Source organism: Nonomuraea typhae, from assembly GCF_009760925.1.
GTDB lineage: Bacteria > Actinomycetota > Actinomycetes > Streptosporangiales > Streptosporangiaceae > Nonomuraea > Nonomuraea typhae.
In genome coordinates, this window is record NZ_VRLV01000001.1 from 1 (window position 1) to 17,521 (window position 17,521).

General features: G+C 69.1%; 17 protein-coding genes, 1 tRNA gene and 1 pseudogene. 7 read left to right on the plus strand and 12 right to left on the minus strand.

What is annotated here, in order from left to right; all coding sequences use genetic code 11:
* The 6 genes and pseudogenes from FVE25_RS00005 to FVE25_RS00030 form a co-directional block, all read right to left on the minus strand.
* Window positions 1–175: pseudogene (locus tag FVE25_RS00005) on the minus strand (ISAzo13 family transposase); the annotation flags it as partial.
* 155 nt (window positions 176–330) lie between these two features.
* Window positions 331–540, minus strand: coding sequence for a hypothetical protein (locus tag FVE25_RS00010; protein WP_157244271.1), 210 nt, complete (start codon window positions 538–540; stop codon window positions 331–333).
* Between the two features lie 126 nt (window positions 541–666).
* The gene (locus FVE25_RS00015) at window positions 667–1,524 is read right to left on the minus strand and encodes a Crp/Fnr family transcriptional regulator (RefSeq protein ID WP_157244272.1); all 858 of its coding nucleotides are present in this window, start codon (window positions 1,522–1,524) and stop codon (window positions 667–669) included.
* Window positions 1,525–2,135: 611 nt separating this feature from the next.
* A complete protein-coding gene (locus tag FVE25_RS00020; protein ID WP_246266463.1) occupies window positions 2,136–2,837 on the minus strand; it encodes an HNH endonuclease family protein in 702 nt (233 codons plus the stop codon).
* Window positions 2,838–3,165: 328 nt separating this feature from the next.
* Window positions 3,166–3,381, minus strand: coding sequence for a hypothetical protein (locus tag FVE25_RS00025; RefSeq protein WP_157244273.1), 216 nt, complete (start codon window positions 3,379–3,381; stop codon window positions 3,166–3,168).
* A gap of 85 nt (window positions 3,382–3,466) precedes the next feature.
* Entirely contained in the window at window positions 3,467–3,781 is a 315-nt protein-coding gene (locus FVE25_RS00030) for a hypothetical protein (RefSeq protein ID WP_157244274.1), read from the minus strand.
* A 1,625-nt stretch (window positions 3,782–5,406) separates the two neighbouring features.
* On the opposite strand from FVE25_RS00030, the gene FVE25_RS00035 reads away from it, so the two are divergent.
* A complete protein-coding gene (locus FVE25_RS00035; protein WP_246266465.1) occupies window positions 5,407–6,795 on the plus strand; it encodes a site-specific integrase in 1,389 nt (462 codons plus the stop codon).
* A 422-nt stretch (window positions 6,796–7,217) separates the two neighbouring features.
* On the opposite strand, the gene FVE25_RS00040 is transcribed toward FVE25_RS00035, so the two are convergent.
* Window positions 7,218–7,291: transfer RNA gene (locus tag FVE25_RS00040), tRNA-Ile, on the minus strand.
* Window positions 7,292–7,422: 131 nt separating this feature from the next.
* Here FVE25_RS00040 and FVE25_RS00045 point away from each other — a divergent pair.
* Window positions 7,423–7,953 (plus strand): histidine phosphatase family protein, encoded by a 531-nt coding sequence (locus FVE25_RS00045; RefSeq protein WP_157244275.1) that lies wholly within the window; start codon window positions 7,423–7,425, stop codon window positions 7,951–7,953.
* 698 nt (window positions 7,954–8,651) lie between these two features.
* Here FVE25_RS00045 and FVE25_RS00050 read toward each other — a convergent pair.
* Window positions 8,652–9,584 carry a LysR family transcriptional regulator gene (locus FVE25_RS00050; RefSeq protein WP_157244276.1) on the minus strand — a complete coding sequence of 311 codons (933 nt, stop codon included), beginning with the start codon at window positions 9,582–9,584 and terminating at the stop codon, window positions 8,652–8,654.
* A gap of 138 nt (window positions 9,585–9,722) precedes the next feature.
* On the opposite strand from FVE25_RS00050, the gene FVE25_RS00055 reads away from it, so the two are divergent.
* Window positions 9,723–9,941, plus strand: a complete 219-nt coding sequence (locus FVE25_RS00055; RefSeq protein ID WP_157244277.1) for a hypothetical protein — start codon at window positions 9,723–9,725, stop codon at window positions 9,939–9,941.
* A 105-nt stretch (window positions 9,942–10,046) separates the two neighbouring features.
* Here the strand turns inward: FVE25_RS00055 and FVE25_RS00060 are convergent, their stop codons facing one another.
* The 4 genes from FVE25_RS00060 to FVE25_RS00075 form a co-directional block, all read right to left on the minus strand.
* Window positions 10,047–10,712 (minus strand): hypothetical protein, encoded by a 666-nt coding sequence (locus FVE25_RS00060; protein ID WP_157244278.1) that lies wholly within the window; start codon window positions 10,710–10,712, stop codon window positions 10,047–10,049.
* Window positions 10,709–11,794 (minus strand): vWA domain-containing protein, encoded by a 1,086-nt coding sequence (locus FVE25_RS00065; RefSeq protein WP_157244279.1) that lies wholly within the window; start codon window positions 11,792–11,794, stop codon window positions 10,709–10,711. Before FVE25_RS00065 ends, FVE25_RS00060 begins: the two co-directional genes overlap by 4 nt.
* The gene (locus FVE25_RS00070) at window positions 11,791–12,840 is read right to left on the minus strand and encodes an ATP-binding protein (protein ID WP_157244280.1); all 1,050 of its coding nucleotides are present in this window, start codon (window positions 12,838–12,840) and stop codon (window positions 11,791–11,793) included. Before FVE25_RS00070 ends, FVE25_RS00065 begins: the two co-directional genes overlap by 4 nt.
* A gap of 70 nt (window positions 12,841–12,910) precedes the next feature.
* Complete coding sequence (locus tag FVE25_RS00075) at window positions 12,911–13,828, minus strand: NADP-dependent oxidoreductase (protein ID WP_157244281.1); 918 nt, start codon at window positions 13,826–13,828, stop codon at window positions 12,911–12,913.
* A 67-nt stretch (window positions 13,829–13,895) separates the two neighbouring features.
* Between FVE25_RS00075 and FVE25_RS00080 the strand changes: the two genes are divergently transcribed.
* Genes FVE25_RS00080 through FVE25_RS00095 form a run of 4 tightly spaced genes read left to right on the plus strand, consistent with a single transcriptional unit; the run spans window position 13,896 to window position 17,492 of the window.
* Window positions 13,896–14,324, plus strand: coding sequence for a winged helix-turn-helix transcriptional regulator (locus FVE25_RS00080; protein ID WP_157244282.1), 429 nt, complete (start codon window positions 13,896–13,898; stop codon window positions 14,322–14,324).
* A 42-nt stretch (window positions 14,325–14,366) separates the two neighbouring features.
* A complete protein-coding gene (locus FVE25_RS00085; protein ID WP_157244283.1) occupies window positions 14,367–15,488 on the plus strand; it encodes a sugar ABC transporter substrate-binding protein in 1,122 nt (373 codons plus the stop codon).
* 1 nt (window position 15,489) lies between these two features.
* Window positions 15,490–16,263 (plus strand): ATP-binding cassette domain-containing protein, encoded by a 774-nt coding sequence (locus tag FVE25_RS00090; RefSeq protein ID WP_157244284.1) that lies wholly within the window; start codon window positions 15,490–15,492, stop codon window positions 16,261–16,263.
* Window positions 16,260–17,492, plus strand: a complete 1,233-nt coding sequence (locus tag FVE25_RS00095; protein WP_157244285.1) for a sugar ABC transporter permease — start codon at window positions 16,260–16,262, stop codon at window positions 17,490–17,492. The genes FVE25_RS00090 and FVE25_RS00095 overlap by 4 nt, the downstream gene beginning before the upstream one ends.
* The last annotated feature ends 29 nt before the right edge of the window (window positions 17,493–17,521 follow it).

Sequence of the window (17,521 nt, forward strand, 5' to 3'; positions counted from 1 at the left end):
GTGACACCGTCGCTTCTCGCACGCCTGCGGCCTGGGCCACCGCCCGGAGCCCGCCATGGCCCAAGGCTCGGGCCTCGGCGCCCAGCAGCAGTCGACGCTGCCGCTCATCCAGATGCGGCAAGATCGCCTCGAACTTCGCCGCCAGCATCTCCACAGTCTCTGCCAGTATGCCCATACCACACCATCGAACCGGAATCCGGGATGCTACGAGTTATTTTTCGGCGAGTCCTTAGTCCACTCAGAGACTGAAGTGGCAGGTCACGCGCCACGGACGTCTAGTTAGTAGCGTAATCGCCACACGTCTTTGCTGGGCGAGCTCGCAGCGGCGACTCAGTGTTTGAAGATGCCACTGAGTCCCATGATGGTGAGGACGAGAGTGGCGGCGCCGAGAAATGTTGTGCCGCCGCCAGTAAGCGCAACAATTATTCCGGCGCCAAGCGACATCATCACGATCCCTGCTACCAGTGCGGCATTGAAGGCGATGCTCAAGGCGAGCATCACATAAACAGGCGCGATAGTGCCTGGCCTTTGGGTGGACATGAGGTTAACGGTCCTTGGGTATGAATTGGCGAGAAATCCCGACGCCGTGCGGAGGGGCAGGATCCGTCATCGCTGGTGCCTCCGACCCGTCTGCGGGCTACTCATCCGCTCCGCGTACTTTCATGATCATGAGCGCGAAAGCCCCGGGGGGAGATCTGAATTGATCACCAGGCCCTGAGAGGTTGCTTGCCGCCCTTTCAGCGTCGCGAGCCAGTACGGCTCAGGGCTTGTCCGGCGATCCCGGGCCGCGGGGGCGATCGAGTGGTCGGCAGAGTCCGGGACCGCGATAGCTGCCAGTCCCCGCGGGTTGAGGATCGAGAGAAAACGCCTGCCGGTAGTGATGAGGCCCGATCGGCGCCATTTCCTGATCGTTCGAGTGACCGACGCCTCGCTCGCACCGATCCAGACGGCGAGGTCTCGTTGCGAGAGGGGCGCCGTGAGGGCGAACTGCTTGCTGTCTGGCCCGTTGCTGTCGCCGTATCTATAGAGCAAGCTCAGCACGAGTCCGGCAAGGCGAGCTTCTGCGGGCAGTCGCCTGCTTGCTTGCTCATGGAGGGCGAGGTGATGCTGGCCTGTCTGAATCTGGAGGATCAGGCCCAGCATGCGGGGGAAGTCGTTGAGGAGCGCCATGGCCGCGCCACGGGGAACCTCGAGGACATTTCCCTTCGTGAGCATCGTGTAGTGCAGCAGGCCCGCCGTCCCCAGCCAATGCGGCGGATGCGGGTCGAGAATATGGAGGGGGCTGAGGAGTTCCCCAGGACCGGCCAGATCCATCACCGTGTAGTCGATGGAAGACGTTCTGATCTCCAGGCGGGCCCAGCCACGTGTGAGGACGGCCAGGTTGGCCTCCGCGAGCGAGCACGTGGTTCTCGCGGGGCGGTACCGATGGACACCGACTTTGTAGAGCGCCGCGCGTTGGAGATCGGTGATCTCCTGCCAGAAGGTGTGCCCTGCCGGCTGACGCGGCCAGCGGTTGGCTCTCATGCCTGCCGCCAGCCCCGGCCGCGACCCCGCGAGCTCGGGTTCAGATTCGCGCCTGGAATCTGTTCAGGCCTTGCGAGATAATCCGAGCATGCATGCCCCGGTCTAATGGTGAATGTTTCTCGCATATCGATGAACGTCCCTCTATGCCTCTTCGCTGAGTGTTTCTAAGGTCTTCGCGGCTTGGTAGGAGCCGCCCAGAGATAACCACATGAGCAAGCGGGAGCGCAACTCTCTCCCGAAATCCTAAAAAGGAAAGCTGCGACCTCGAGGAAGGTCCCGTTTACGCGTCATGTGACGGGGAGGCCGGGGGATTTCCTCCGTGAATCGTGTAATGAACTTGCAACCCGGAGTGAAGATTATCCCCCGGTGCTCTGCGGTGTAGTAATTTAAGAAGCGCTGATGTTCGTCTGCCTCTTCGCTGAGCGCTGAGATCAGCACCGAGGGGTGAGAAGCTCAGGGGTGGTAGCCTGGCCTCTCACCCCTCACCCTTTTCCGGCTTCACAGCCTGCTGCGGGCTGGTCGGCTCAGCCGCCGAAGCACGGTGCAGTCTCGATAGGTGTCTGGACCCGGGGGCGCTTGGCTCCTTGCGAAGATCCAGTGTGTGCCGGAGTTCAGCGCGGGTCGGCAGGTGAAGTCGGCAGGCGCTGGCTGGGGCAGTCGGCGGCGATGGCGGTCAGCTTCTCCTTCTCCGTGGAGTCGATGCTGAGGTTCCAGTGCCTTTTGATCGCGGTCCATTCTGCGGTGTAGCGGCAGACCTCGTAGCCCGGGAGCCAGGTGGTGGGGTCCTGGTCGGCCTTTTGCCGGTTGGATCGGGCGGTGACGGCGACCAGGTGCCAGGAGTCGTCCAGGTAATTGGCGTAGTCGCGGCGCTGCTCGGCGCTCCAGGTGTAGGCGCCGGAGTCCCAGGCTTCGGCCAGCGGGACGAGGTGGTCGACGTCCAGGGCGGCGGCATCACTGACCTGCTGGTCGTCGTAATAGCTGTGCCAACTGCCACCGGTCAGGCGGCAGGAGGCGCCCACCGCAGGTGGGGTGATGGCCTCCTCCAGGAGGACTTCTGCCCTTGTGTTACATGAGTCGCCATCGGCGTCGATCCAGTGGCGGAAGGACGTGCGCTGGTAGCCTTCACGCCGCTCGGCGGCGACCGGGAGGGCGGCGATCGCCTCCGTCAGCAGCGGACCTTCCGCTGGCGCAGCCGGGGACGCGGCGCTGGCGGCGCTGGGCAGCAGGGCAGTCGGGAGCAGGGTGAGGGCCAGCGCGATGGCGCTGGTGAGGGAGATGCGGGTGGGAGTGGTGTGTGTGGAGGTACGCGGCACGTCGATCCCTTCGATTACATCTTGGTGTTGATCGACTACCGAATGTATTGATCGTGGTCGGGGTGATCACGTACCGCCACAGTGACATCCCTGTTCGGCCACCGATCCGCAGCACGCCTGAGATGCGCAAACGGGCAAGCAACCGAGAGCCGATCGGTTCTCAGCCGACGTGCTTGGAGGCAGGGAAAGCCTCAACCCACCCGTCACTTCCAGGCAGGGGTCGAAGGCATGGCGACGCCCCCGAAGCAAACGGCTTCGAGGGCATCAGCGAGCAGGGTGGCGCAGCTTCGTACTGGCCGGTGCCCTTGTCCGCGTACGGCGAGACCTGTCAGGCGCAGCCCTGGTAGATCACGTGTCGACCGGCGATGGAGCGCTTGACGGCCGAGGTTCGAAACCATCGGTTCTGGGACGTGAAGGTGTAGTGGCGCCACTGGCCGGTGACGTTTGCCCAGCGCAGGTGGATGTCGGCATCGACGCCTCCATTGGCACTGTCGGCGATGAAGATCCCTTCCGCGCCCGTGGCCGGTGCGGTGATCGTTGCCATCAGGCAGGTATCGATCTCGCTGAATGAGGTCGCGCTTCACGGTACCGACGCGGCGTGCGGCCCGGCTGTGGTCCGTCCACCGCGGTCACTTCTTGATCCAGGTTGAACTGGTGCACTCGCGGGGGAAGGCGGCGTCGCAGAGCTTGAACACGTCGATATGACCGAACAAGACGAAGTCGTCTCCGCACCCGGGCTTGGCGCCATTGGAATCTGTGATGGTGTACTTGTTCAGCATCGAGGTGGCGTACTCGACCTCCACGGGCCGGCCGTCGTCAGCCAGATCACAGACTTCGATAGAGCGGCGGTTGGCCGACACATAGGCGCTGCCGTACGCGGTCTGCTTACTCCAGCCACCGGACAAGTGACCGACTGCCGGCGGGGTGACGAGGAGGGCGAGCACGGCTGATCCAGCCATGGCGAGGCGAGTAAGCACCAGGGGCCCATTCTGAAGAGGTGAGCAGGACGGCAGCCACTATGAAAGCGGTTCTAGCTCGCGCGGAGCGGTTTTGCCGCTGCTTGCACGGGCCTGCGGTCAATCTGGTCACCAGCGACCCGTCACCTCTTCCGCAACGCCCTCCCCTTGCCCTTCTCACGGGTCTGAATTGACCTTCCAAGCTCGAGGCGACCCGCAGGGCCGCCCGGCCAGGCTGGTGAACCTCACCTCGCCGGGCGCGTGCGCTGGCGATGCAGGGAACAGAAGGGATCAGAACAGGACAACGGCGACAAGCGGCCCCAGCCTCAGTCGCGAGCGGCTTTACGAGTGCTTGGGCGGGCCTGTGGTCGGGCCAGACGTTGGCCGCCCACCACCCCTTCCGCCCATGCCCTTCCCGTGTGCTTCCGGCGCGTCTGGCTTGACCTACGGGGTCCTGGGGCCCGCACACGTGCCCGCCGTGGGCCCGCCCGCGTGCCGGACGCGTGCCGAAGAGCACTGGACGAGCACCGACTCGGCCGCCTTCGCCTCTCAGAAGAAGGGCGAAAACCGAGAAAGCCCAGGTCATATGGGGTGTGGAGTGGTAGGGCGCCCGGGGCTCGAACCCGGAACCTACGGATTAAAAGCGGGGACGCGAAACTGCTGAAATCGGGCGTATAGGAACGTGTGCGCGGTGGTATTTCGTCCGGGAATGCCATGGCTTTGAGGCCGTGCGTGGGTGGTGGTTGCTCGGCCGGTTCGGTGGTGTCCGCGCTTGGCGGTTTGACTAAGAGTTGGGTTGCCGCGCTGTCCTAACTCGGCTCTTCGGGCCGGTATTTGGATCAGTGACAGGGGATTTCCCGTCGGCTGATCGAGGTGAGCCGTGGCTGGAGCATTCTTCACCGATGCTGCTGACTGCCCGGATGGCGTTCGTCCTGATGCATGCGCATCGTCGGGGGTCGGGGTCGCACGTTGTCGGGGCTTGTCCGACGGCTCGCTGGTTGAGGCGATCATCGCCTTGCATCTCAGCGGTACATGTTCGCGGTGCGCGGGTTGTGACCAGCGGATATCGCTTGACATGGGTGGTGGAGGTGGGCGTCGATACCGACCGCCCCGGGCACCGGCCGGTGGCCCACCACCCCCCGCTGCGGCCCGCCCATGGGCCCGTAGGGGCCGACAGGGCTGCCATCCGGCCCGGCGCATGGCAATCCCACCCTGGTGGTCGCCGTACGGCGTTCGGGGCGATGACCGTGCGGGCACGCACGCCGCCGGTGGCGTCGTGGACGGTCCGTACCGCACCCGACGGCGCTGTACGGGGCCGGGGGAGTGCCGCAGCACGTACGACGCCGAGCAGGCGGCGGCGTGATGTCAGCGAACCAGCAAGCGAACCCCAGGAAAGGGTGCGACAGACGATGAACGGAACCACTTTCAAGACGTGTTCCTGCCGGGATGAGGCGACGGGCAAGAGGCTGGGCAAGGCGTGTCCGAAGCTGCGCCGCCCGGGCGGCGGGGAGCGGTGGAGCAGCACTCACGGCCGGTGGGCGTATCAGTTGGAGCTTCCGGCGCATGCGGACGGGCGGCGGCGTAACCCGCTGCGCCGTAGGGGTTTCGCCACTGTGGAGGAGGTGGAGGCGGAGTTGGAGCAGGCTCGGGCGTTGCTGGCGCTGGATCAGGATCCGCACGTGCAGCGGAAGGTCACCGAGCTGATGCTGGCCACGCTCAAGGACAGTAAGGTGCTGCCGGCGGTGGAGGAGGTGCGGCGCAAGGTCCGCACCCGCCAGGACCTCAACCCCACCGTCACAGTCAGCGAGTGGATGGGCGAGTTTCTGCGGCGTAAGCGGAGGATCGATGCGACCACGCGTCGTTCGTATGAGGCGCATATCCGCCTGTACTTCAGGCCGTATCTGGGCGATATTCGGCTGGATCGGCTGCGGGTCTCCGATGTGGCGGGGATGTTCGATGCGATCGAGGAGTTCAACGACGTCATCGTCACCGCCCGCGCTAGCGGTGACCCCGAGGAGCGAGCCAAGGTCCGGTACCGTCGGCCGGTCGGACCCGCCACCATGCACCGTATCCGCGCCACTCTCCGGCACGCGCTCAATATGGCGATCAAGCAGGACCGGCTGATCGACTTCAACCCGGCCGCGGTGGTCGAACTGCCGGATGCCGTCGCGCCGAAGGCGTTGGTGTGGACCGATGAGCGGGTGGCGGACTGGAACCGCGATCTGCAGGAGCGGCTGACGGTCGAGCAGCGGCGGCGCGGGGCCGGGCTCAGCCGGGCCGCCATGATCAATGTGTACGTGGCCACGCCGAGGCCGTCGCCGGTGATGGTGTGGACGCCCGCGCATACCTTCGCCTTCCTCGCCCACGCGGCCACTCACCGGCTGTCGGTCCTCTACAGGTTGATCGCGTTGCGCGGGCTGCGCCGGGGGGAGGCGGTCGGGCTGCGCTGGAAGGATGTCAACCTGAATGCCGGGACGGCCGGGGTGCATTGGCAGATCACCCAGCTCGGCTGGGAGCCGGTCCAGGGTAAGCCGAAGACCGAGGCCAGCGACCGCACCATCGCCCTGGACGCCGACACCGTGGCCGCGTTGCGCGCGCATCGCAAGCGGCAGGCTGCCGAGCGGCTGGCCGCGGGCGAGGCGTGGACCGAGACCGGGTTCGTCTTCACCGACGAGATCGGCAGGCCGCTGCATCCCCAGCAGGTCAGCGACCAGTTCTATCTGCTGGCCTTCCAGGTGGGGCTGCCGCCGGTGCGGTTGCATGATCTGCGCCACGGCGCCGCCTCACTCATGCTGGCGGCCGGGGTCGATCTGAAGGTGGTGCAGGAAACCCTGGGCCACGTCTCCTCCGCCTTCACCCGCGACACCTACACCAGCGTCTTCCCCGAGGTGGCCCGCGCCGCCGCCGAATCCACCGCCGCCCTGGTCAACACCGCAGCCACCGGCGCCAAGACGGCCCGGCTGATCACTCTGCCGACCCAAGTGGCAGACACCACCACCTGAACCACTCAACCCGGGGCAGGCCCGCCGATCCTCCGGCCGGCCTGCCCGCTCGTCTTCCACGGTTACCGTCCAGGCGGCGCGGACGGTCGATCCTCAGTCGGTAAAGGTCGAGCGGATCGCTTCGAGATGCATCGGACTTCTGGTCTGCTGGTCAAGAACGACCGGGCAGGCAAGGCGAGTGGGCTTGAGCAAGGCTTGACTGTGCACCAGGCCACCGCTGGCCAGACCCGCCGCGCGGGCCTTCTGACTTGGTCTTCACGCGGTCATCTCTGGGGTCTGAACTGACAGTGGCGGCCTAAATGATCTACCGCGCTACACGATCCCGGCACAAGAGCAACCACCGAGCAACCAACCATGATCAACAACGAGCCCAGAGGTGGACGAGAACCGAGAAACCCCACGTCAAACGCGGTATGGGAGAGTAGGGCGGGTGGGACTTGAACCCACGACCCACGGATTATGAGTCCGATGCTCTGACCGGCTGAGCTACCGCCCCTTGATGGAGTTGTCCGGCAGCGCCCTGCCGGTGCCGCCGGAGACATCATTCCATGCCCGGCACAGTAGATGGAGTCCAAGGCGATCACATTCGTGGCTTTCTCGGCAGGCGACAGCGGTAGTTTCGGACTCATGGCCGTCAAGCTGATCTACGAGACGCATGCCACCACAGTGGACAACGAGACAGGAATCGCCACAGGCTGGTTGCCGGGGGAATTGTCGGCTCGGGGCAGGGGAGAAGCCGCTGAGCTCGGGTTGAGGAGGAAGGACGTCGATCTGGTCTACTGCTCTGACCTGCGCCGGGCCGTACAGACTGCGGAAGTGGCGTTCGCGGGCGCATCGGCGAAGGTTCGGGTGGATGCGCGGTTGCGGGAGTGCGACTACGGGATCTACAACGGGCGGCCGGTTGACGAAGTGGCGGGGCTGCGGGGGCGGCACGTCGATGTGGCGTGGCCGGGTGGGCAGAGTTATCGGCAGGTCGTGGCGGAGACGGCGGCGCTGCTTCAGGATGTGATGCGGGAGCATCAAGGTCTCACCGTGCTTTTGATCGGGCATTCGGCCAATCTCTGGGCGTTGGAGAACCTTCTGTGCGGGGTGCCGTTGGAAGAGCTGGTTGAGGAGTCGTTTCAGTGGCGGCCGGGGTGGGAGTACGTGCTCGCCTAGGGCTAGCGGTTGTCTCCGTGGGCGGGTTAGGGGCACGGTGTAGGCGTTGACGAGGTAGCGGCCGTGCGTGCCGGTGAAGGTCAACGGTTTGTTGGGGTTGGGCTGTCGCAGCGGGTCGCGATGGTCCACTGGGAGTCGTTCCACGGGGCCGGTGTATCTCTTGTGGTGGGGTGCAGTTGGGGGTTGCCTTCCGCGGTGGCCAGGGGCAGGCCGCCCGCCCGCAGGCGTTCGGTGGTGGTCTAAGCGTTGATGACGCCCTGGTAGCCCTGGGTGGCGTCGCCGCGCCGGCCGGCGGTGGTGAAGCCGGGCGTGGTGCTGCGGGGGCTCCAGGTTCACGGTCTCCCGGGAGACGCCGCTGGGCGCGGTTCACGTGCGGGCTTCGGCGTCGGAAGATGTCTGGACGACCATGGCGTTGCCCCGGGCGCGCCGGGCGTTTTCGATGCCGACGTGGTGGTACGGCGGGCGCGGGCTTCGGTGGTCAGGCGGGTGATCGCCTGTCCCTGGTGATGCCGAGGTCTCGCTGGAGGGAGATGTGGCGCTACCGCCGTGACGGGTGCGGGCGTGACGATCGGGGCTCCGATCGCGAGCGCGATCAGAGCCGGGCGTGACGAAGCCTGGTGTCTCCTCGCTGGCCGGGCGCCGTCGCGGTGGACGTGGCCTCAGGGCGCGGGGAGTGTCAGCTCGTTCCTGTCACCGGATTATGGTGCGGTGCCGAAACCCGGATTTCTCACCAGCCAATCCTGGTAGATGGTGCTGCGCCGTACGGAGTCTGCGTGGGCTGCCTTGGCCTGGGCGAGTACCCACGCGGGGTCGGGTGCGCCGGGATGGCGGCCGAGGAGTTGCCGCCAGCGCAAGGGGGCGCCGGCCAGGGGGATCTTCACCAGGCCCGCGGCCGGTAGGTGGGTGGCCTGGCAGAGGACGACGGCGCGGCCTACCTGGGCGAGGTGGGCGCAGGTGGCGACGTCGGTCTCGTAGATGGTGCCGGGGGTGAAGCCGGAGCGCGCGCAGGACATCGCGAAGCAGTCGGCGAAGCAGCCGTCGCCCGGGGTCACCGCCCATTGTTCGCCGGCCAGGTCGCCCAGTTCGACCTCCTTCTCCTCGGCGAGGCGGTGTTTGGCGCCCAGGAGGACGAAGACGGGGTCGACGCTGATCGTCTCCCATTCGAGGCCGCCGGTGGGGGCGCCGGCGTCGCCGCAGACGCCGATCAGCACGTAGTCGAGGCGGCCGAGGTCGGCCATGGTGGTGAGTTCGTGTTCCGACCAGGAGGTGTGGGTGGTGACGGGGCGTTCGGCGGCCAATCGGTCGACGAGTCCGCCGAGCACGGGCCCGTTCGTGGCGCCGATGCGGTAGCGCACGGAGGGGGTGCTGGCGAAGCGTAACGCCTCGTCCTGGAGTTCTTTGGCGGCCGGCAGCAGCACGCGGGCGCGTTCGAGCACCAGCTCGCCGAGGAGGGTTGGCCGGGCGCCGCGGCGGTCGCGTTCGAACAGGGCGCCGCCCAGCACCCTCTCGATGCGTTTGAGCTGGGCGGTCAGCGCCGGTTGCGCCAGGCCGAGGAGGTTCGCCGCCTTGCTCACACTGCCCGCGTCGGCCACGGCGCGGACGATCCTGAGGTGCCTGAGCTCGAGGTCCATAACGGGAAGGTAAGACGACCTTTCCAGGCTCGCAATGGGGATAAGTCAGGAAATATGACAGATATTGTCGGGGCGCTCCTTGGGTAGGGGAGTTAAGCACGACTATACGCGGAGGAACGCCACATGAATGGTCATGACGTGCAAGCTCTGTCTGACACCGACATTCACATCTACGAAGCGGTGGCGTCACTTGCCATCGACGCCCACCGGGCCACTCTCGAGGAGGTGACCGAATCCAGCGGACTCGACGAGCAGCAGGTACGGCGCAGCCTGGCCACCCTGGTCGCCAACGGCCACATCCTGCCCCGCGGCGACGGGTTCGTCCTCGGCGCCCACGACTTCGGCGTGGATTACTGAGAAGCGCCCCGCCTGCTGAGAGGCGCTCCGCCTGCTGAGAGGCGCTCCGCCTGCTGAGAGGCGCTCCGCCTGCTGAGAAGCGCCCTGACCGCTGAGGTGTCCCGGCTACTGAAGGGCCCTCAGCACTGCCGCCTGCTCGGCCGTGGCCCCGGCCGCCCGCTGGGCCGCGGCCTCCTCCGGCCCGAGCCCGGCGGCGCACCAGGCGGCCACCTCCTCCAGCGGCACCGCCCCCCACCACGCGGCCAGCACCTCCATCACGCTCCCGCGCACCTCGCCCGCGGCGAACCCCATGGCCCGATAAAGCTCGGCCTGCGCCGGCGGCACCCCCCGCCGCGCCCACGCGCCCGCCTCGCCGCCGTCCCAGCCCGCGTCGGCGTAGGCCCGCGCCACCTCCACCGGCACCCCGGCCCGCAGCAGCGCACGCAGCGCATCCGCCCGCTCGGGCGTGAACTCCTGCAGCGGTACCCCCAGCCGCACCGCCAGCCGCCCCAGCGCCCCGACCCGGTGCGGCCGTTCACCGAGCAGCCCGCGCACGGCCGCCTCCCCGGCTGTAACGCCGTGCTCCCGCCACCGGACCGCCTCCCTGGGCGTCATCCCGCCCCGCTGCCAGGTGAGGACGGTCTCGGGCGTCGCCCCGGCGGTGCCCCACAGCCTGGCCTCGCCCGGAGAACCGACCCCGGCCGCCCGCCAGGCCGCCGCCTCCTCCGGCTCGAACCCGGCCCGCCGCCACCGCCGCGTCTCTCCCTGCGTGAATCCCTCCCACGAGCTCATGCGGCCACCTCGACGACGTGCGCCCACGAGGGAACGGAGGCGGGTGAGAAGAGACAGACCACCACCGGGTACCGCGGCCGCCGCTGCGGCCAGGGCGTCGCACCGTCCGTCAGAACGACGGCCAGATCGGGACGGAGCGTGCCGGCCGCCGCCAGCCCCTCCCGCAGGTCGGTCCCCCCGCCACCGATCAGCCGGACGTCGGCCGCCCGCCGTACCCGCTGCGGGGGATGGGCGGCGGCGTCGCAGCAGATCACGTCCACCTGAGCGGCGCCCGCGCGCAGCACCCCGTCTACCTCGCCCAGCACACGGCGCAGCTCGGGCTCGCGCACGCTGCCCGAGGTGTCCGCGATCACCGCCACCCGGGGGAGGGGCCGCACCATCGACGGCAGCACGACGTCGGGGAGCTGCCGCCGCGAGGGCCGCCGGTAGCTGTGGTCGAGCCGGCCGCCGGAGCGCGCGAGGCCGTGCCGTACCAGCGTGGCCAGCAGCGCCCGCCAGTCCACGGACGGCCGCAGCACCTCCTCGGCCCACCGCCGCCATCCGCCGGGCACGCCGGCGCGGGCCGCCTCGATCTCGGCGGCCACCGCGCGGACCAGCAGCGTGCGTTCCACGTCGCTCAGCGCGCCGGCGGCGGTGTACGGCGGCGCCGGGCAGGCCACGAGGTCTTCTGGCGGGTCGATCAGGTCGAGGAGCGGGAGGTACTGCTCGGCCAGGAGGCCCGCCGGCAGGCCCAGCGTCTCGGGGGAGACGGCGGGGAAGGGGGCCTCGGGCAGGTCGTCGTTGACCTCGGCGTCGGCGGCGAGGTTCCAGGCGCCGTCCCGGGCTCGGGCGTGGTGGTCGCGGAGCAGGTGGCCGACGTGGTGGAGCAGCCACCAGCCGGCCTGCTCGGCGGGCAGGTCAACGGTGACGTGCACGTTCCAGTTCGCGTCCACGGTCATGGCGGCTTTGCCGCCCTCGTGCGCGTTCCAGTTCGCGTCCGAGCCCAGGACCCCGTCGTGCTCGACGGCCCTCAGGGCGAACAGCGCCGAGGCCAGGTAGGGGGCGCGGGTGAGAGCCCACAGGCGGGCGGCGGCGAGGTTCACGGCATCAGCCCGGCGGCGCGCAGGATCGGGGCCAGTTCCAGCATCGCGGACGGCAGCGGCGTGCCCTCCGGCCGCCGGCCGGCCAGGGAGCGCGCGGCTCCGGCGGCCACGTCGGGGGTGGACCGGGCGACCCGCGCCACCAGCGCCCAGGCCCGCTGCCACGCCTCCCCGCCGCCGTCGGCCGTCACGTGCGCGACCACGGACCCCAGGACGGCGTGCAGCCGATCCACCCGGTCCGGCAGCGGCGCGGCGGGGTCGGACAACAGGGTCTCGGGATCGGGCAGGTCGAGATCCCGCACCCAGGACAGCAGCTCGAACCCGGCGGCCTCGCCCACCGCGCCGATCACGAGTTCGGCTCTGGCCCGTTCGTCGTGGGCGGCGCAGGCCAGCGCGGTGGCGGCCAGCTCCCAGGTCCGCGGGCTGGGCCAGGCGCGGGCGGGCTCGTCGGGTACGGCCAGCACGAGGGCCGGCCGTACCCGCAGGAACGCCCCCACGAGCGCCCGCGCCGCGGCCAGGGAGGCGGGCGCCGGCGGGTCGATCGGGCCCGCGTCCGGTACGGCGAAGCCGCTCGCGAACCCGTCGGCCACCCTGGCGGCGCTGACCTCCCAGTCCAGGTGCACGAACCGGTTGGCCAGCGGGGCGGAGAGCTCCCAGCCGTCGGCGGCCAGGGCGGGCGGGTTGGCCGCGGCCACGATCCGCACCTCGGGGGGTAGTTCCAGGTCGCCCACGACGCGTTCCAGCACGACCCGCAACATGGCCGCCTGGACGGCCGGCGGCGCGGTGGTCAGCTCGTCGAGGAAGAGGATGCCCTCGCCGGTGGCGGCCAGCCGTTCCGCCCAGCGGGGCGGTGCGAACCAGGTGGCGCCCTCACGGACGACGGGCAGTCCGGCGAAGTCGCTGGGTTCCCTGACCGAGCCGACGACCACTTCGACGGGCAGTCCGAGGTGCCTGCCGAGGGCGAGGACGGCCGAGGTCTTGCCCGTTCCCGGCGGTCCCCACAGGATAACCGGCAGGTTCGCCCCCACCGCCAGTGCCAGTGCGTGCATGTGTGCCCCCTTCGTGCGTCAACGTACATTGACGATCGTACGTCAACGTAGATTGACGCGCGGGGGTCTGTCAAACCTCCAGCACGAGCTTGCCGACGAAGTCCGCCGCCTCCATCACCTCCTGCGCCTTGGCCGCCTCCGCCAGTGGGAAGACCCGGTCCACGTGCGGGGTCAGCACCTCGGCCAGTTCCGCGAGGGAGGCGTGGTCGGGCTCGACCTGGAAGCGCCGCCATCGCACGCCCCGCTCGGTGTAGCGGGCGCCGGTCTCGTCGCTGATGTTGGCCGCGCCCAGGTAGGCGCCGCCCTCCTTGACCAGCGGGATCGAGCGCTCGGGGTAGTCGCCGCCGGCGAGGTCGAAGACGATGTCCACCGGCTCGACCACTGAGGCGAAGTCCACGGCGCGGTAGTCGACGACCTCGTCGGCGCCCATCCGCCGGACGAAGTCGTGCTTGCCCGCGCTGGCCGTGCCGATGACGTACGCGCCCCGGAGCTTGGCCAGCTGGACCACCAGGTGGCCGACCCCGCCCGCCGCCGCGTGCACCAGGACGCGCCGGCCGGGCCGTACGTCCCAGGAGTCCTCGAAGCCCTGCCAGGCCGTGAGCCCGGACATCGGCAGCGCGGCCGCCTGCACGTGGCTGAGCCGGGCGGGCTTGCGGGCGAACTGCCGGGGCCTGGCCACCACGTACTCGGCGTAGGCGTTGGCCCGGAGCGGGAAGTTGAGCATGCCGAACACTTCGTCGCCGGGGACGAACCTGCCCACATAGCCGCCGACCGCCTCCACGACGCCCGAGACGTCGAAGCCGGGAGTGATCGGGAGGGTGTTCCAGCGCGGCGGATACGGACCGCGGCGCAACTTCCAGTCGGGCGGGTTGACGCCGGCCGCGTGCACCCTGACCAGCACCTCATGGGACTCGGGGACGGGCTTGTCGCCCTGGACGAGCTCGAGCACTTCGGGTCCGCCGAAAGAGCGGTAAACGATCTGTCGCATGCCGGCCATGCTCGTCGTTCAAGGTATCGGTTGTGAAGAAGGCACCTGGTTGGTATTCAGGTACCTGATGGATACCACCTTTCCCGACCTCAGGCAGTACGGCGGCGCCGACGCGTTCCTGGAGGCGTGCAAACCCCGCGCGATCCTCGACATGCTGACCGGCAAGTGGAGCACCCTGGTCATGGGCGCGCTGCTCGACGGCCCGCGGCGCTTCAACGAGCTGCGCAGGATACTCGACGGCATCACCCAGAAGATGCTCAGCCAGACCCTGCGCAGCCTGGAGCGCGACGGCATCGTCACCAGGACCGTCTACCCGACGATCCCGCCGCGCGTGGACTACGAGCTGACCCCGCTCGGCCGCAGTGCGGGCGGCCTGCTCATGGCCATCGCCGACTGGTCGAACCAGCACGCCGACGACGTCTTCGCCGCCCGCCGCGCCTACGACGAGCGTGCCGCGGAGCCGGTCCAGCCGGTTCTACCCAAGATCCCGATATAGCCCGGCAAAGGTGTAGCAAGCCCGCGCGCCCGCCCGGTCGCCATGGGTACGGCTCGCCGTGTGAAAGCACAGGTCATCGGCGGTCTGCTGGCCGTCATGGGGTTGGCGGCGGCGTGCGGCACGGCCGGTCAGTCGGGCGGCGCCGCCTCCGGCAGCCCGAGCGCGATCGGCACCGTGGAGCAGGGCTTCAAGATCGGCCTGCTGCTTCCCGAGTCGAAGACGGCCCGCTACGAGAAGTTCGACCGCCCCTACATCACCGCGAACATCAAGAGCCTCTGCCCCAAGTGCGAGGTCGTCTACAACAACGCCAACCAGGACCCGAACCTGCAACAGCAGCAGGTGGACACCATGCTGACCAACGGCGTGAAGGTCCTCATCGTGGACGCGGTGGACGCCAAGGCCATCGCCGCGGCCGTCAAGAAGGCCACGGACCAGGGCGCCAAGGTGGTCGCCTACGACCGCCTGGCCGGCGGGCCGGTGGACGCCTACACCTCCTTCGACAACCTGCAGGTCGGCAAGATGCAGGGGCAGGCGCTGCTGGACGCCCTCAAGGCCGGCGGCGACCCCAAGCGCGGCCCGATCGTCATGATCAACGGCTCGCCCACCGACCCGAACGCCACCGAGTACAAGAAGGGCGCCCACGCGGTGCTCGACGGCCAGGTGAGCATCGGCAAGGAGTACGACACCCCGGACTGGAGCCCCGACCAGGCCAACACCGAGGCCAACGGCGCCTTCACCGCGCTCGGCGCGCAGAACGTCATCGGCGTCTACGCCGCCAACGACGGCATGGCCGGGGGCGCGGCCAAGGCGATGCAGAACTCGGGCGTCAAGCCGGGCACCCCGCTGACCGGCCAGGACGCCGAGCTCGCCGCCATCCAGCGCCTCCTGCTCGGCACCCAGACCATGACGATCTACAAGCCGATCAAGCCCGAGGCGGAGAACGCGGCCAAGATGGCGATCGCGCTCGCCACCGGCCAGGCTCCCCAGGGCACCACCACGGTGGACAACGGGACCAGCGCCGCCATCCCCGCCCAGATCATCACGCCGATCGTGGTCACCAAGGACAACGTCGAGGACACGGTCGTCAAGGACGGCTTCTGGTCCGTCGCCGAGATCTGCACCCCGCAGGTCCGGGCCGCCTGCAAGGCCGCCGGGCTGGAGTGACGTGGCCCCGGTCCTGGCCCTGGAGGGCGTCTCCAAGCGCTTCGGCGCCGTGCAGGCGCTCACGGACGTCGCGCTCGAGGTCAACGCCGGCGAGGTGGTCGCCCTCGTCGGCGACAACGGCGCCGGCAAGTCCACGATGATCAAGGTCATCGCCGGGGTCGGCCCGCCCGACGCGGGGCAGATCCGCTGGGAGGGGCGGCCGGTCACCATCCACAGCCCGGGCGAGGCCCAGGCCCTCGGCATCGCCACCGTCTACCAGGACCTCGCGCTCTGCGACAACCTCGACGTGGTCGGCAACCTGTTCCTCGGCAACGAGCTCAGGCACTTCGGCGTGCTCGACGAGGTGACGATGGAGAAACGCTCGCGCGACCTGCTCAACACGCTCTCCATCAAGATCCCGAGCGTGCGCATCCCGGTCGCCTCGCTCTCCGGCGGCCAGCGCCAGACCGTCGCCATCTCCCGCTCGCTGCTGGGCGAGCCCAAGGTCGTCCTGCTGGACGAGCCCACCGCCGCCCTCGGCGTCGAGCAGACCGCCCAGGTGCTCGACCTGGTCGAACGGCTGCGCGCCCAAGGGCTCGGCGTCATCCTGATCAGCCACAACATGGTCGACGTCAAGGCGGTCGCCGACCGCATCGCCGTCCTGCGGCTGGGCCGCAACAACGGCGTCTTCGAGGCGCGCGCCACCAGCCAGGAAGAGATCATCGCCGCGATCACCGGCGCGACCGACAACGCGGTCTCCCGGCGGCAGCGCCGCGCCGGCGAGGGGGACACGTGAGCGATCCCAAGAACGCGCAGGTGGACCCGCGGCTGCTGGTGCGCGAGCAGGGCTTCGCCGGATACCTCGGCGAGTTCAGGCGGCGCGTCAGGGGCGGCGAACTCGGCCCGCTGCCGGTGATCATCGGCCTGATCGTCATCTGGATCGTCTTCCAGAGCCTCAACGACCGCTTCCTGTCGCCGCAGAACCTGTCGAACCTCAGCGTGGACATCGTCGCCACCGGCCTTATCTCCGTCGGCATCGTCTTCGTGCTGCTGCTCGGCGAGATCGACCTGTCGGCCGGCGCCGTCAGCGGCGCCTGCGCGGCGGTGCTGGCCGTGCTCAGCGTCAACCAGGGCTGGAACCCGCTGGCCGCCATCGTCGCCGCGGTCGCCGCGGGCGCGCTCATGGGGCTGCTCCACGGCTTCTTCTTCGCCAAGATCGGGGTGCCGTCGTTCGTGGTCACGCTGGCCGGCATGCTCGCCTGGACCGGCTTCCAGCTGTGGGTGCTCGGCCCGAACGGCACCATCAACCTGCCGGACGGCCTGGTCTCCAGCCTGACCGACACCTACTTCGCCTACGTCGTCGCCGCGTACGGCCTGGCCGCGCTGGCCACCGCCGGCTTCCTGGCGGTGTCGCTGGCCGGGAACGCCCGCCGCCGCGCCGCGGGCGTGCCCTCCCGCACGGTCGGGGACATCGTCTTCCGTACGGCGGTGCTGGCCGTGGTGGCGTTCGGCGCGGCCTATGTCCTCAACCTCTACCGCGGCCTGCCGCTGGCGCTGCTGATCTTCGCGGCCGTCGTGGTGGTCACCGACTTCGTCCAGCGGCGCACCAAGTACGGCCGCAGCATCTTCGCCGTCGGCGGCAACATCGAGGCCGCCCGCCGCGCCGGCATCAACGTGGCCTTCATCCGCATGACGGTCTTCGCCGTCTCGGGCGCCTTCGCCGCGCTGGGCGGCATCTTCGCCGCCTCCCGCATCTCCAGCGCCAGCCAGGCCACCGGCCAGAGCAACGTGCTCATGATGGCCATCGCCGCGGCCGTCATCGGCGGCACCTCGTTGTTCGGCGGCCGGGGCAGCACCTACTCGGCCCTGCTGGGCATGCTGGTCATCCAGTCGATCGCCTCGGGCATGGCCTTGCAGGGCGTGAGCAACTCCGTCCAGTTCATGGTGACGGGCGCGGTGCTGCTGGCCGCCGTGGTCATCGACTCGGTCAGCCGCCGCAGCCAGAAGGCCAGCGGGCGGGCCTAGCCGTACCGGAGATTGACCGGGATCATGGC

Excerpts from the sequence above, each read along its gene's own strand:
- FVE25_RS00045 (WP_157244275.1), top strand. The coding sequence starts at position 7,423 with ATGGCCGTCAAGCTGATCTACGAGACGCATGCCACCACAGTGGACAAC.
- FVE25_RS00085 (WP_157244283.1), top strand. The coding sequence starts at position 14,367 with ATGGGTACGGCTCGCCGTGTGAAAGCACAGGTCATCGGCGGTCTGCTG.
- FVE25_RS00050 (WP_157244276.1), bottom strand. The coding sequence starts at position 9,584 with ATGGACCTCGAGCTCAGGCACCTCAGGATCGTCCGCGCCGTGGCCGAC.
- FVE25_RS00075 (WP_157244281.1), bottom strand. The coding sequence starts at position 13,828 with ATGCGACAGATCGTTTACCGCTCTTTCGGCGGACCCGAAGTGCTCGAG.
- FVE25_RS00080 (WP_157244282.1), top strand. The coding sequence starts at position 13,896 with ATGGATACCACCTTTCCCGACCTCAGGCAGTACGGCGGCGCCGACGCG.
- FVE25_RS00015 (WP_157244272.1), bottom strand. The coding sequence starts at position 1,524 with ATGAGAGCCAACCGCTGGCCGCGTCAGCCGGCAGGGCACACCTTCTGG.
- FVE25_RS00025 (WP_157244273.1), bottom strand. The coding sequence starts at position 3,381 with ATGGCAACGATCACCGCACCGGCCACGGGCGCGGAAGGGATCTTCATC.
- FVE25_RS00060 (WP_157244278.1), bottom strand. The coding sequence starts at position 10,712 with ATGAGCTCGTGGGAGGGATTCACGCAGGGAGAGACGCGGCGGTGGCGG.
- FVE25_RS00010 (WP_157244271.1), bottom strand. The coding sequence starts at position 540 with ATGTCCACCCAAAGGCCAGGCACTATCGCGCCTGTTTATGTGATGCTC.
- FVE25_RS00070 (WP_157244280.1), bottom strand. The coding sequence starts at position 12,840 with ATGCACGCACTGGCACTGGCGGTGGGGGCGAACCTGCCGGTTATCCTG.